Below are 14,752 nucleotides of genomic sequence, written 5' to 3' on the forward strand. Positions count from 1 at the left end.
TATCGCGAGCAGGCTCACTCCTACAGGGGATCTGTTTGAGCTCAGAGATTGCGGTTGGACAGCGCCCGCTCCATCCGCGCAATCCCTTCTTCGAGCAACGCCCGCGGGCAGCCGAAATTCAAGCGTACGAACTGCTGATGAGCGTCGCCAAAATCCAGTCCGGCACTCAACCCGACCTTGCCCTGTTCAAGGAAGAACCGCTGCGGATCCCGCAGGTCCAGCGCCGTGCAATCGAGCCACGCCAGATAGGTGCCCTGTGGCACATTAATGGTCACGCCCGGCAGGCGCGTGCGCACGGCGTCCACCAGCCAGTCGCGGTTGGCCTGCAGGTAGGTTTTCATTTCAGCGAGCCACGGCCCGGCTTCGCTGTAGGCGACACGGGTGGCTTCCATGCCCAGCGGATTGACGCTGTCGACCATGCCGCAGCGCGCGTGGTTAACGCGTTCGCGCAGGGCGGCGTCCTGGATGATCATGAACGAGGTCTTGAGACCGGCGATGTTGTACGCCTTGCTCGCCGACATCAGGGTGATCGTGCGTTTGGAAATTTCCGGACTCAGCGACGCGGTGGGAATGTGTACGCGGCCGTCGAAGCACAGTTCGGCGTGGATTTCGTCGGAGATGATCCACGCGTTCTGCGCTGCACAAATGTCCGCCACTGCCTGCAATTCTGCGCGGTCGAAGACCTTGCCGATCGGGTTGTGCGGGTTGCTCAGCAGCAGGGCGCCACCGCCTTCGAGCGCGTCACGCAAAGATTCCAGCGGCGTGGCGTAAGTGCCATCGGCTTGGGCGTCGAATTCCAGCTCGACCTTGTTCAGACCCCAATGGCCCGGCGCATGGCGCAGCGGCGGATAGTTGGGCGTTTGCACGACGACATTCTGCTGTGCCTGCACAAGAGCCTTGAGCGCCATGTTGAAGCCCGACTCCACGCCCGGCAGGAAAATCAGTTCCTGCGGTTTGACCCGCCATGCGTACTTGTTCCAGAGGTCGGCGACGATGGCTTCACGCAGGTTGTCCTGCGCCACGCTGTACCCGAGCAGCGGGTGCAGCAGGCGCTGCTGCAAGGCTTCGATGATGACCGGTGGCGCGGCGAAATCCATATCAGCGACCCACATCGGCAACACATCGGCCGGGTAGCGGCTCCACTTGGTGCTGCCGGTGTGGTGGCGGTCGAACAGCTGATCAAAATCGAAAGTCATGCGCGGTCTCGTCAAGGCGGGATTGGTCCTGGCGGACATTCTATGCGCAACGCCATCTATGTGGGAGCGAGCCTGCTCGCGAATTACGTCGGGTCAGGCAGCATCGAGTTGAATGACCCACCGCTTTCGCGAGCAGGCTCGCTCCCACAGGGGTTGTGTACTGGCTGGAAATCCGGGCCAGACTCCCGACGGTCGGTTTTCACACAATCGGCAAGGTCTTTGTCTACAGTGAAAATGTCGGCGCCAAGGCGTCGCAATCGTGATTGTCCAGATAAAGCCCGGCGCAAGTACCGGGTTCCACCTGATCAGGAGTGCACGATGGATCTCAGCCGTCGTCAGTTCTTCAAGGTCGCCGGTATCGGCCTTGCAGGCTCAAGCCTGGGCGCGTTGGGCATGGCCCCGACGGCGGCCTTCGCCGAGCAGGTGCGTCACTTCAAGCTCGCCCACACCCGTGAAACCCGCAACACCTGCCCGTATTGCTCGGTCGGTTGCGGTTTGATCATGTACAGCCAGGGCGATGCCGGCAAGAACGTGGCGCAAAACATCATTCACATCGAAGGCGACGCCGACCACCCGGTCAATCGCGGCACCCTGTGCCCGAAAGGCGCGGGCCTGCTCGACTTCATTCACAGCCCCGGCCGCTTGCAGTACCCGCAGGTGCGCAAGCCCGGCAGCAATGAATGGACGCGCATCGGCTGGGACGAAGCTCTTGATCGTATCGCCGACCTGATGAAGGCCGACCGCGACGCCAATTTCATCGAGAAAAATGCCGACGGGCAAACGGTGAATCGCTGGCTGACCACCGGTTTCCTCGCGGCGTCGGCGGCGTCCAATGAAGCCGGCTATATCACCCAAAAGGTGATTCGCAGCCTCGGCCTGCTGGGGTTCGATAACCAGGCGCGTGTCTGACACGGCCCGACGGTGGCAAGTCTTGCCCCGACGTACGGCCGTGGCGCCATGACCAATACCTGGACCGATATCGCCAACGCGAATCTGATCCTGGTGATGGGCGGCAACGCAGCAGAAGCGCATCCGTGCGGCTTCAAATGGGTGACCGAGGCCAAGGCGCATAACGCCGCGCGGCTGATCGTGGTCGATCCGCGTTTTACCCGGACTGCTTCGGTGGCCGACTATTACGCGCCGATCCGCACCGGCACCGACATTGCCTTTATGGGCGGGTTGATCAATTACCTGCTGACCGAGGACAAGATCCAGCACGAATACGTGCGCAACTACACCGACGTGTCGTTCATCGTCAAGGCCGGCTATGGCTTCGAAGACGGCTTGTTCAGCGGTTATGACGCGAAGAAGCGCAGCTATACCGACAAGTCCGGCTGGGGCTACGAGTTCGCCGAGGACGGTTTCGTCCGCGTCGACCCGACCCTGCAAGACCCGCGCTGCGTCTATCAGCTGATGAAGCAGCATTACAGCCGCTACAACATCGATCTGGCGAGCCAGATCTGCGGCATGCCCGTCGACGCCATGCAGAAAATCTGGGAAGAAATCGCCACCTGCTCGACACCGGGCAAGACCATGACGATTCTCTATGCGCTCGGCTGGACGCAGCACTCGATCGGCGCGCAGATCATCCGCAGCGCGGCGATGGTGCAACTGTTGCTGGGCAACGTCGGCATGCCCGGCGGCGGAGTCAATGCCTTGCGCGGGCATTCGAACATTCAGGGCCTGACCGACCTCGGCCTGCTATCCAACGCCTTGCCCGGCTACCTCACTCTGGCCAGCGACAGCGAGCAGGACTACGGCCAGTTCATCTTCAAACGCACGCAGGTGCCGCTGAGACCGGGGCAGCTCTCGTACTGGCAGAACTACAGCAAATTCCACGTCAGCCTGATGAAGTCCTGGTACGGTGCCAACGCCACCGCCGAGAACAACTGGCTGTTCGACCATTTGCCGAAGCTCGACATCCCCAACTACGACGTGCTGAAAATGTTCGACCTGATGAGCCAGGGCAAGGTCAACGGCTACTTCTGCCAGGGCTTCAACCCGATCGCCGCACTGCCGGACAAGAACCGGGTGATGGGCGCACTGGCCAAGCTCAAATGGCTGGTGGTGATGGACCCGCTGGCCACGGAAACCTCGGAGTTCTGGCAAAACGTCGGGCCGTACAACGACGTCAAAACCGAGGAAATCCAGACCGAAGTGATTCGCCTGCCGACCACCTGTTTCGCCGAGGAGGATGGCTCGCTGGTCAACAGCAGCCGCTGGCTGCAATGGCACTGGAAAGGCGCCGACGGCCCCGGCGAAGCGCAGACCGACATCCGCATCATGAGCGAACTGTTCCTGCGTCTGCGCCAGCGTTATCAGACCGAGGGCGGCAAGTTTCCCGATCCGCTGCTCAAGCTGTCGTGGCCATACAAGATCCCCGACGAGCCTTCTCCGGAAGAACTGGCGCGGGAAATCAACGGCACCGCCGTCAGCGATTTCACCGATGCCAGCGGCGTCACGGTCAAGGCCGGCACGCAACTGGCCGGCTTCGGGTTGCTCAAGGACGATGGCAGCACCGCGTCTGGTTGCTGGATCTTCGCCGGCAGCTGGACCGAGGCTGGCAACCAGATGGCCCGCCGCGATAACGCCGATCCGTTCGGCATGCACCAGCATCAGGGCTGGGCCTGGGCGTGGCCGGCCAATCGGCGGATTCTCTACAACCGCGCTTCGTCGGACCCGGCGGGCAAGCCATGGGACCCGAAAAAGCGTCTGGTGTGGTGGAACGGCAAGACCTGGACCGGCACCGACGTGCCGGACTACAAGGCTGACGTGCCGCCGGAAGCCGGGATGAATCCGTTCATCATGAACCCCGAAGGCGTGGCGCGGTTCTTCGCCGTCGACAAGATGAACGAAGGGCCTTTCCCCGAGCACTACGAGCCGTTCGAGACGCCGATTGGCATCAACCCGCTGCATCCGCAGAACAAGAACGCCACCAGTAATCCGGCGGCGCGGATCTTCGATTCGGTCTGGGAAACCCTCGGTGAGGCCAAGGACTACCCGTACGCCGGCACCAGCTACCGGCTCACCGAACATTTCCACTTCTGGAGCAAGCACTGCAAGTTGAACGCGATTGCCCAGCCCGAGCAGTTCGTGGAAATCGGCGAAGTGCTGGCGAACGAGAAGGGCATCGCTGCCGGTGATCGCGTGCGGGTCAGCTGCAAACGCGGCTTTATCGAAGCGGTCGCGGTGGTGACCAAACGCATCCGGCCGCTGCAGGTCAACGGCCAGGTCGTGCATCAGATCGGCATCCCGCTGCACTGGGGATTCACCGGCCTGACGCGCCACGGTTACCTGACCAACACCCTGGTGCCGTTCCTCGGCGATGGCAACACTCAGACCCCGGAATCCAAGTCATTCCTGGTCAACGTGGAGAAACTGTAAATGGCCAGCCAAGACATCATTGCCCGCTCGGCCACTACCACGGTGCCGCCGTCGGTGAGAACCCAGCAGGGCGTTGCCAAGCTGATCGACACCACCAAATGCATCGGCTGCAAGGCTTGCCAGGTCGCCTGCTCGGAATGGAACGAGCTGCGCGACGAAGTCGGTCACAACCACGGCACCTACGACAATCCGCAGGACCTGACGGCGGACTCATGGACGCTGATGCGCTTCACCGAGCACGAAACCGACGCCGGCAACCTCGAATGGCTGATCCGCAAGGATGGCTGCATGCACTGCGCCGAACCCGGTTGTCTGGCCGCGTGCCCGAGCCCCGGCGCGATCATCCAGCATGCCAACGGCATCGTCGATTTCGATCAGGATCACTGCATCGGTTGCGGCTATTGCATCACCGGTTGCCCGTTCAACATTCCGCGCATTTCACAGAAAGATCACAAGGCCTACAAATGCACGCTGTGTTCCGACCGGGTGGCGGTGGGGCTGGAGCCGGCCTGCGTGAAAACCTGCCCGACCGGCGCCATCGTTTTCGGCACCAAGGAAGACATGAAGGAACACGCCGCTGAACGCATCGTCGACCTGAAAAGCCGTGGTTTTGAAAACGCTGGTTTGTACGATCCAGCCGGGGTCGGCGGCACCCATGTGATGTATGTGCTGCACCACGCCGACACGCCGAAAATCTATGCCGGCCTGCCGGATCACCCGGCGATCAGTCCGCTGGTGGATTTGTGGAAGGGCATCAGCAAACCCCTCGGTCTGTTGGCGATGGGCGCGGCGGTGCTGGCCGGGTTCTTCCACTACGTGCGCATCGGCCCGAATCGTGTCGAGGAAGATGAACAGCCGCCAGCGCCTGACACCTCGGTGCACGTGGTCGACCCGGCGGTGCACACCTTCGATCCACGCGGGGAGGAGCGGCCATGAGCAACAAGACGATCCTGCGTTACGGCGCCAACCAGCGCACGAATCACTGGCTGGTGGCGATCCTGTTCTTCCTGGCCGGGTTGTCGGGGCTGGCGTTGTTTCATCCGTCGCTGTTCTGGCTGAGTAATCTGTTCGGCGGCGGCACCTGGACGCGGATCCTGCACCCGTACATGGGCATCGCCATGTTCGTGCTGTTCCTCGGTCTGGTGTTCAGCTTCTGGCGCAGCAATTTCTTCATCGCCAATGACCGCCGGTGGCTGCGGCGGATCAACCGGGTGATGGTCAACGACGAAGAAAGCGTGCCGCCGGTGGGCAAGTACAACGCCGGGCAGAAGCTGCTGTTCTGGACTTTACTGCTGTGCATGCTCGCGTTGCTGTTCACCGGGCTGGTGATCTGGCGCGCGTGGTTCAGTGCGTATTTCGGCATCACCACGATCCGCTGGGCCATGTTGTTGCATGCGCTGGCCGGGTTCGTGCTGGTGCTGAGCATCATCGTGCACATCTACGCCGGTTTGTGGATCAAGGGGTCGGTCGACGCCATGCTGCATGGCTGGGTCAGCCGGCCGTGGGCGAAAAAACACCATGAACTGTGGTACCGCGAGGTGACCCGCGACGAACAGCCTCGGGACCTGCCCGAGCGACCGCTGACGAAAAAGGGCTGACTTTTGCCAAGCATTCTTGAACCTGGGGAAATCGAGGCGGCGGCCAGTTCGCCGCCGTTTCTGTATCTGCCGCCGCGTGACCTGTTTGCCCTGCGCGCTGAGCGCCTTGAGCGTCTGGCCGAGGGCAACGGTTTGGCGGATTATCTGCGGTTGATGGCCGGATTATGCCGGGCACAGCAGCAGGTCTTCGACGATCCGCCGCTCACCGCGCCGTTTGATGCGCAGCGTTTCGAAGCCTGTCAGCAACACGGTCTGCCACCATTCGCGGCAGATACCTTGGTGCGCGAAGAGGCCTGGCAGCCGTGGCTCGACGCCTTGCTGCAGCGCTACGCGCCCGCGGATCAGCCTGCGGTCATCGACGCGCTGGACAGCCTGCGCGCCGCCAGTCCCGGCCAGTTGCGCGCGTGGGCGGTGGCGCTGGTCAGCGGCCAGTATTCGCTGGTGCCGGCGGCGCTGGTGCCGTTTCTCGGCGCGGCCCTGCAAACCGCGTGGAGCCACTGGTTGCTCAGCGTGCCGAATCTGCTACTCAAACCCGGCGACAGCCTCAGCCAATGCCCGGCCTGCGGTTCGCCGGCCATGGCCGGGGTGATTCGTCATCGCGGCAAGCACAACGGCTTGCGTTATCTGGTGTGTTCGCTGTGTGCCTGCGAATGGCACGTGGTGCGGGTCAAGTGCGTGTATTGCGAGCAGAGCAAGGGCCTCGAGTACCTGAGCCAGGAAGACGACCGGCACAGCGCCGAGCAGGCGCCACTGCGCGCCGAAGTCTGCCCGAGCTGCAACAGCTACCTGAAATTGCTTTATCTGGAGAACGACGCCGAAGCCGAGGCGTTGTCGGCGGATCTCGGCAGTTTGCTGCTGGACATGCGTCTGGCCCAAGACGGTTATCAGCGTCTGGCACCCAATCTGCTGCTGGCGCCGGGAGACGAATGACGAGTGCAGAAACTGTGGGAGTTCAAGCCTGGTCCCACAGATGTTGTGCCGGACCACAAAGCCCGGTCAGCCACAAATCCCGTAGGAGCGAGCCTGCTCGCGAAGGCGTCAGGTCAGCCACATCCACCCTAGCTGACACACCGATTTCGCGAGCAGGCTCACTCCTACAGGGATTGACGGAGACCAACTATCCTCATTCCACCCCGAATCTCTGTGGGAGCTGGCTTGCCAGCTCCCACAGATGTTGCGCCGGACCACAAATTCCGGTCAGCCACAAATCCCCTGTGGGAGCGAGCCTGCTCGCGATGGCGTCAGGTCAGCCACCTCCACACCAACTGACAAACCGTTTTCGCGAGCAGGTCAGTCACATCCACACTCACTGACACACCGATTTCGCGAGCAAGCTCGCTCCCACAGGGATTGGCTGCATGCACTCATTCTGCAGGCCGCCACAAAACAATGTGGGAGCGAGCCTGCTCGCGATGGCGTCAGGTCAGCCACATCCACACTAACTGACACACCGCATTCGCGAGCAGGCTCACTCCCACAGTGCGTCTACACTTCTGAAACCCTTGTGGGAGGGAGCTTGTTCCCCAAGGGGCTGTTTCAGTCGAATCAGGAGTGGCTGATGTCTTCCAGCGTTGCCCTGCGGTTGCCGTCCATTGACGGGTTATTGCGTCACCCGGCGTGCGCGCCGTTGGCCGAGCGTTACGGCCGGGATTCGTTGCTGACGGGGTTGCGTCAGTTGCTCGATGAGCTGCGTCCTGGCGTGTTGAACGGGCAATTGTCCGCCGTTGAAATCGGCGCCGAAGTCCTCGCCGGCCGCGTCGGCGAACGCTTGGCGCAACAGCAGCGCAGTCAGGTTCGCCGGGTATTCAATCTCACCGGCACGGTGCTGCACACCAACCTCGGCCGCGCCTTGTTGCCGGACGAAGCCATCGAAGCGGTGCAAATGGCCGCACGTTATCCGCTCAATCTGGAGTTCGATCTGGCCAGCGGCAAACGCGGTGATCGCGATGATCTGATCGAAGGCCTGATCCGCGAACTGACCGGTGCCGAGGCCGTTACCGTGGTCAACAACAATGCCGCCGCGGTGCTGCTGACCCTCAACAGCCTCGGCGCGCGCAAGGAAGGCATCATCTCCCGCGGGGAACTGATCGAGATCGGCGGCGCGTTCCGCATCCCCGACATCATGGCCCGCGCCGGCGTGCGCCTGCACGAAGTCGGCACCACCAATCGCACCCACGCCCGTGACTACGAGGCCGCCATTGGCCCGCGCAGCGGTTTGATCATGCGCGTGCATGCCAGCAATTACAGCATCGAAGGTTTCACCGCGCGGGTGCCCACCGCTGAACTGGCCGCGTTGGCGCACGCCCATGGCTTGCCATTGCTGGAGGACCTGGGTAGCGGCAGCCTGCTCGACCTGACCCGCTGGGGCTTGCCGGCAGAACCGACGGTACGCCAGGCGCTCCTGGACGGTGCGGATATCGTCACCTTCAGCGGCGACAAATTGCTTGGCGGCCCGCAGGCCGGGTTGATCGTCGGGCGCAAAGAGCTGATCGCGAATATCAAGAAGAACCCATTGAAGCGTGCGCTGCGCGTCGACAAGTTGACCTTGGCCGCGCTGGAAGCGGTGCTGGGTTTGTATCGCGATCCGGATCGTCTCGCTGAACGTCTGCCGAGTCTGCGCCTGTTGACCCGTCCGCAGGCCGACATCTGCGCTCAGGCGTCACGTTTGCAGCCCTTGCTCGCTGAAATCCTGGGGTCGGTCTGGCAGGTCAGCGCTGTCGAGGCCCTGGGCATGATCGGCAGCGGCAGCCAACCGGTGGCGCGCCTGCCGAGTGCGGCACTGTGTTGCCGCCCGCAGGTGTCCAAGCGCTGGCGCGGGCGCTATCTGTTGAATCTGGAAGCGGCATTGCGCGCGTTGCCGATTCCGGTGCTTGGGCGTATCGACGACGATGCGCTTTGGCTCGATCTGCGTCAGCTCGACGATGAGCCGGCGTGGCTGGCGCAGTTGCCGCAATTGCAGGTCGACCGGTGATCGTCGGCACGGCGGGGCACATCGACCACGGCAAGACCTCGCTGTTGCAGGCGCTGACCGGCCAGACCGGCGACCGCCGCCCGCAGGAGCGCGAACGCGGCATGACCATCGACCTGGGTTATCTCTATGCCGAACTTGAACCTGGCGCGGGCCTCACCGGGTTCATCGACGTCCCCGGCCACGAGAAATTCACCCACAACATGCTCGCCGGCGCGCAGGGCATTGATCTGGTATTGCTGGTGGTCGCGGCGGACGACGGCGTGATGCCGCAGACCCGCGAGCATCTGGCGATCGTCGAACTGCTCGGCATTCCCCGCGCGTTAGTGGCGATCACAAAATGCGACCGGGCCGGGACGGGCAGGGTGGAAGAGGTGCAGCGTCAGGTGCTCGACCTGCTTGCGCCCGGGCCTTTTGCTGATGCGCCGATCTTTACCGTGTCGAGTGTGAGCGGGCAGGGTGTCGACGAACTGCGCGCGGCTTTGTTGCACGCGCAAAAAGACGTTCTGGCGCGCAGTTGTGAGGGCGGGTTTCGTTTGGCGATTGATCGGGCGTTCAGCGTGGCTGGCGCGGGAATTGTGGTCACGGGCACGGCGCTGTCGGGGACTGTCGCGGTGGGCGACAGACTGGTTCTGGCGCCTGCCGGCAAATCGGTACGCATCCGTGGACTGCACGCGCAAAACCAAACTGCTGAACGGGCCTTCGCCGGCCAACGCGTGGCGTTGAACCTCAGCGGCGATCGTCTGGAGCTGGCGCAGATCCACCGTGGCCAATGGCTGCTGGCAGACTGGCTGCACGCCCCGACCCAGCGCATCGACATCGAATTTCAGCTGTTGCCCGGCGAGCGCACCTTCGAACACTTCCACCCGGTGCATCTGCACCTCGGCACCCAGGACGTCATCGCCCGCGTCGCCTTGCTGCAAGGCCCGCGCCTGAGTTCCGGCGAGCGCATGTTCGCGCAACTGCTGATCAACGCGCCGGTGCACGCGGTGAAGGGCGATCGATTGATCCTGCGCGACGCCAGCGCCCAGCGCACCCTGGGCGGCGGCGTCGTCCTCGACCCGTTCGCCCCGGCCCGCCAACGCCGCAGCCCCGAACGTCTGGCGCAACTGCAAACCCTCGCCCTCAGCGTCGGTCTCGAACAAGCCTTGCCAGCGCTGCTCAACCACAGCCCCGGCGGCCTCGACCCGCGACGCCTCGAACGCCAGTTCAATCGCCCGCGCGCGCAGTGGACGCTGGCGGAAAACATCCGCCTGATCGACACCCGCCAAGGGCCGCTGCTGTTCAACGTCCAGCGCTGGGGCCAGTTGAAATTCAATTTGCTCGAACAATTGGCGCGGTTTCACGAACAAGAACCCGACCAAATGGGCCCTGACCGCGATCGCCTGCGACGCTTCAGCGCCCTGGCACTGGAACGTTCGACGTTTGTCAGTTTGCTGGATGAATTGCTCAGCGCGGGCTCGATCCTCGCCAATGGTCCGTGGTTGCATCTGCCCGATCATCAGGTGCGCCTGAATGCCGACGACGAAATCCTCTGGCAGCAATTACAGCCGTTGTTCGAACAGGCCGGTTTCGACCCACCGTGGGTGCGCGACGCGGCGAAAATGCTCGGCGAAGATGACGCCAGCGTCCGCCTGCTGCTGCGCAAACTGGCACGGCTGGGGCTGATGCACCAAGTGGTGCGCGACCTGTTCATCAGCGACATCGCCGTGCGGCAAATGGCGGCGTTGTTGCTGAAACTCGCTGAAGAAAATCCGTCGATCCAAGTGACAACCTTCCGCGATGCGCTAGGCTTGGGACGCAAACGCTGCATTCAGTATCTGGAGTATTTCGACCGACTCGGCCTGACCCGTCGCCTCGGCGAATCCCGCCAGATCCGCCGCGACAACGCGCTGGCTCACGCCGGCGCGCAATGAGTTCAAGGAAGGCAATCGCGCCCGGTGGCGCGGCCGGGCTTCAAACCCGGTTGGGGACGGCATCCGTTCCCGGGCAGGTTCGACTCCGGCTGCCTTCCGCCAGTTTTCAAAAGCAAAAGATCGCAGCCTTCGGCAGCTCCTCCACCGATTCGTAGGAGCTGCCGAAGGCTGCGATCTTTTGATTCTGAATGCCGGAGAAACGTAGTCTGGCCCCTTTACTTATCGAGGGCGCGATCGGCGGCTTGGTTGATCGTTCCCACGCAGAGCGTGGGAACGATCTTCGTGGCGCAGCGCTAATGCGGCAACTCCAGATTATCCAGCACCCGATTCACCGCCAATTCGCCGAGCATGATCAACTGCGCGATGCCCATCAGCGTCCGCCGCTGCGATGGTTTGACCAGCCCGGCGAATTCCTGGGCGATGGTTTTGGCCGAGGCGAGGGTTTCGCAAGCGTTGGCCAGCAGGTCTTCGTTTTTGGTGTCGGCGGTGACCGCGTACATGGCGCGAGGGCTGAAGGGTGGTGGCGTAGAGCCGGGTGGGCAGAGGTAGTGATCGAGGGCGCGGTCGGCGGCTTGGTGGAGTTTTTTGGAATCGAGGGATTCGTAGGGGGAGGTGGGGTCGGTTTCGGGTGGATTGGGTGTTGGTTTGATCATGGTGAAGTTCCTACATGTGAGGCCACCAAAACCTGTCGCTAAACAAGAAAGGGTGGCGGCTGGACGCAGGTTAGCGAACCGGGTGTAGGCGCCCGGCAGACCCGAAGGTCTCCCACGCACAGCCGCCATGACATCAATTGCAGAAAGAGGGTCTGCAAATTGAGTTTGGAGCGCTGGTGCGCCTACATAGACTCGGGTCGCTAAACCCGATCGCTGATTCGTCAGCGACCGCACCACAATAGAACCCGCCCCCAAGGCGCACAAGCCGGCGGATTCTGGCGTAGCTGTAGGCAATGGCGCAAGAATTTGTAGCCTTGAAGGCGTGTCTGGAGGTGTCTTTTAAACACCTGAGTTTAAAAGGCGGTTTGCGCTGACTTCACTGGCCCCTTCGCGAGCAAGCTCGCTTCTACAGTTGAACTGCATTCCACTCACAGATTGGAAGTGCATTTTCTTTTTGGGAGCGAGCCCGCTCGCGAGAGGGGCATTTCCGGTCAGCGGACAATTCACGTTCAAACCTCTCTCTTTCAACCCTTGGCCAAAGTTGAAGGTAGATAAGTCTGTCCCCTTTTTTCCCCAGCCGAGCTTCAAACTCGGTTGGGGTTTTACGTAGGCTGCATTTCCGCAATTACTCGAAAGCGAGGGCAAAAAGTCTGCTATGGCACCTTGCCAAACTCCCAGCCAGTAATATAAATCTGGCCGGTTACAGTTATCCTTACCGACGCAATCCCAAGTAGTCTTCCTGAATCAATTAAATGGTACTCCGACCACCTGTTAATAATCTTACTTATGGTGCCCATCGTTGCTCCGGATGAATTAAGAAAAGCAAAGGTGATAGTCGTTGGCTCTATAATGTTCCCCCCCTCGGCCTTGAGATTTACTCGTTCTGTCGTTTGGCCAATAAAGTCGAGTTGATATGTAATTGATCCTGGCGTGTGGGGCACATACGGAAAGATTCTCCAATACTCGCAGTCTATATAACAGTTCACTTGATTTTGATGCGAAAACGTAATCCTACACGTTTCAGTACTTATAGACTGGCCGATTAACAGCTTCCCCGTTGGAAGAGTTATGGATTTTAGAACTGTGAAGTTCCAAGGCGCTGACTCTGGCCTCGTTCCATATACTGCTTTGACTTTGAAACTGTGTTCTACCCTGCCTAGACCATTTACGTTAAAGGTCCACTCACCAGTGGCAGCATCGGCGGTTGCTTCACCTTGGGACACTGCATGATCGAAAACCTCGACTTTTAGTCCTTTGGCAGCTATGCCTCTGAGGGTCACCGCCAGTTCGGCTGTTGTCCCGCCCTGCGGAATTTCCCTGCCGCTGAGAGTGCCTTTGATAGAGGCTATGGTCGGGGCCGTCGCCACTGCCACGGTAAAGGTCCGTGCTGCCGACACAGGGTTGCTCCCATACAAAGCCTTGGCGGTAAAGCTGTGTGCAGCCACAGCCAGGGCACTGACGAGCAGCGTCCAGACACCGGTTGTGGCATGTGCCGTTGCCTGATCTTTGGAGACCGTGCCGTCAAAGATTTCGACCTTCTGGCCTTTCGCCGCGACGCCGCTCAGGGTCACGGCAGTTTCCACCGTAAGGCCGCCGTGAGGGATTTCATCCCCGCTGGGTGAGCCTTTGACCGATGTCAACGTTGGGGCGGTAGCCGCCGTCACAGTCAGTGTGCGCACATTTGACCATTGCGGGGACGATGTATACAGCGATCCTGCGTATAACCTCCGGGCACCCACTGCAACAGTAATCGACAACTCCCATGTGCCTGTTGTCGTCGAGGCTGTGGCCACCCCTTTGGAGGTGTGGTTCGAGCCGTTTCCTTCAAAAATTTCGACCCTCTGGCCCTTGCTCGCGGTGCCTATGAGCTTCAGGGCGGTGCTGACGGTAGTTTGTCCCTCGGGGATTTCAACGTTCTTGTCGTCAAGCACGTTGCTCAGCGTAGGGACGACAACCGCCGTCACGGTCAGTGTTCTGGCTGCCGACACGGCGCCGGAGCCGTACAAAGCCTTGACGGTAAAGCTGTGCGCTGCCACAGCCAGGGCACTGACGAGCAGCGTCCAGACACCGGTTGTGGCATGTGCCGTTGCCTGATCTTTGGAGACCGTGCCGTCATAGATTTCGACCTTCTGGCCTTTCGCCGCGACGCCGCTCAGGGTCACGGCAGTTTCCACCGTAAGGCCGCCGTGAGGGATTTCATCCCCGCTGGGTGAGCCTTTGACCGAGCCGAGGGTCGGCACAACGTTTTCGTAGGCCTTGATCCTGTAAGCCCGTAGGGCAAACGTAACGGCCTCACTCTCAACCTGAGTACCACCAAAACCTGCCTTGAACTCCAGTTCCAAGTCTCTGCCATCTTCCAGGCTTTGCAAGTCGGGGAGTGGAAAGCCGTCGTGGGTGTGAAAACCCTGGTCGATCCACGTCGCATTGGTTTGCGAACCCGGCGGTTGCCAGAAGGTTTTCAAGTAGTCGCCCCCGCCTTTCAATGTCCCTTTCGCTTTCAGCCAGACATATTGTTTCAGCGCAATGTGCGGATAACTGTTCGCGCGAAGGGTGGCGTTGGTGGTCAATTGACTGACGTCCAACTCCGGCCCTTCGCCTTGTTCGGAGGCCTGCACGATCAACGGCTTGGGCAAATCGCTTTGCGCAATGGGCGACACCGCCAGCGCACGAATCCGCGACTCTTTCGGATCCTGGGTGCTGCGCGTAACCGTGTAATCCAGCGTGATGGACTTGGCGAGGTTGAAGGCGATCACCGAGACGGCCAGCGGTATTTCCTGCAGGCCGACGGTGGTGACGGGCCATGGCTCGGTGGTGTGCGAACCGGCAGCCGGCGTTCCGGGGGCGCCGGTCAAGCGGACGATAATCCTGTCGCCGACCAGCATGCCGTCATAGTTGATCACGGAGGTCAGTGCGTTCTGGGCCTCCAGTGGGTCGAGGCTGGTGTCGTTCGGGGCTTGCTTGATTTTCGGCTCTTTCAGATCCAGCGCCACGCCGACACGAAACTCCAGCGGCTCGGCATAACTGGTCCTCCCATCCG

Annotated in this window: 8 protein-coding genes, 1 tRNA gene and 1 pseudogene; 7 read left to right on the forward strand and 3 right to left on the reverse strand. The window is 61.4% G+C overall.

The window, feature by feature from the left end:
- Positions 1-41 precede the first annotated feature (41 nt).
- On the reverse strand, positions 42-1,196 hold the full coding sequence (locus AEQ63_RS22260; RefSeq protein WP_064364786.1) for a MalY/PatB family protein: 1,155 nt from the start codon (positions 1,194-1,196) through the stop codon (positions 42-44).
- A 318-nt stretch (positions 1,197-1,514) separates the two neighbouring features.
- Here AEQ63_RS22260 and fdnG point away from each other — a divergent pair, with 318 nt between their 5' ends.
- The 7 genes from fdnG to AEQ63_RS22300 all read left to right on the forward strand — a co-directional run bounded on the left by fdnG (position 1,515) and on the right by AEQ63_RS22300 (position 11,164).
- Entirely contained in the window at positions 1,515-4,580 is a 3,066-nt protein-coding gene (gene fdnG / locus AEQ63_RS22270) for a formate dehydrogenase-N subunit alpha (protein WP_152972406.1), read from the forward strand.
- Positions 4,581-5,516, forward strand: coding sequence for a formate dehydrogenase subunit beta (fdxH, locus tag AEQ63_RS22275; protein WP_064364792.1), 936 nt, complete (start codon positions 4,581-4,583; stop codon positions 5,514-5,516).
- Positions 5,513-6,178: a formate dehydrogenase subunit gamma gene (locus AEQ63_RS22280; RefSeq protein ID WP_064364793.1), complete on the forward strand. Its 666-nt coding sequence runs from the start codon at positions 5,513-5,515 to the stop codon at positions 6,176-6,178. Before fdxH ends, AEQ63_RS22280 begins: the two co-directional genes overlap by 4 nt.
- A gap of 3 nt (positions 6,179-6,181) precedes the next feature.
- Positions 6,182-7,108 (forward strand): formate dehydrogenase accessory protein FdhE, encoded by a 927-nt coding sequence (fdhE, locus tag AEQ63_RS22285; protein ID WP_064364795.1) that lies wholly within the window; start codon positions 6,182-6,184, stop codon positions 7,106-7,108.
- A gap of 628 nt (positions 7,109-7,736) precedes the next feature.
- Complete coding sequence (selA, locus tag AEQ63_RS22290) at positions 7,737-9,149, forward strand: L-seryl-tRNA(Sec) selenium transferase (protein ID WP_064364797.1); 1,413 nt, start codon at positions 7,737-7,739, stop codon at positions 9,147-9,149.
- Positions 9,146-11,062: a selenocysteine-specific translation elongation factor gene (selB, locus tag AEQ63_RS22295; protein WP_064364799.1), complete on the forward strand. Its 1,917-nt coding sequence runs from the start codon at positions 9,146-9,148 to the stop codon at positions 11,060-11,062. Before selA ends, selB begins: the two co-directional genes overlap by 4 nt.
- 6 nt (positions 11,063-11,068) lie before the next feature.
- Positions 11,069-11,164, forward strand: a tRNA-Sec gene (locus tag AEQ63_RS22300).
- Positions 11,165-11,355: 191 nt separating this feature from the next.
- On the opposite strand, the gene AEQ63_RS22305 is transcribed toward AEQ63_RS22300, so the two are convergent.
- Positions 11,356-11,715: a DUF6124 family protein gene (locus AEQ63_RS22305; protein ID WP_064364801.1), complete on the reverse strand. Its 360-nt coding sequence runs from the start codon at positions 11,713-11,715 to the stop codon at positions 11,356-11,358.
- A 653-nt stretch (positions 11,716-12,368) separates the two neighbouring features.
- A pseudogene (locus AEQ63_RS28820) lies at positions 12,369-14,752 on the reverse strand (hypothetical protein); the annotation flags it as partial.

The organism is Pseudomonas sp. RIT-PI-o, assembly GCF_001297215.1.
GTDB lineage: Bacteria > Pseudomonadota > Gammaproteobacteria > Pseudomonadales > Pseudomonadaceae > Aquipseudomonas > Aquipseudomonas moraviensis_A.

Coding starts and splice junctions, on each gene's coding strand:
- selA (WP_064364797.1), top strand. CDS start 7,737: ATGTCTTCCAGCGTTGCCCTGCGGTTGCCGTCCATTGACGGGTTATTG.
- AEQ63_RS22260 (WP_064364786.1), bottom strand. CDS start 1,196: ATGACTTTCGATTTTGATCAGCTGTTCGACCGCCACCACACCGGCAGC.
- AEQ63_RS22305 (WP_064364801.1), bottom strand. CDS start 11,715: ATGATCAAACCAACACCCAATCCACCCGAAACCGACCCCACCTCCCCC.
- AEQ63_RS22280 (WP_064364793.1), top strand. CDS start 5,513: ATGAGCAACAAGACGATCCTGCGTTACGGCGCCAACCAGCGCACGAAT.
- fdxH (WP_064364792.1), top strand. CDS start 4,581: ATGGCCAGCCAAGACATCATTGCCCGCTCGGCCACTACCACGGTGCCG.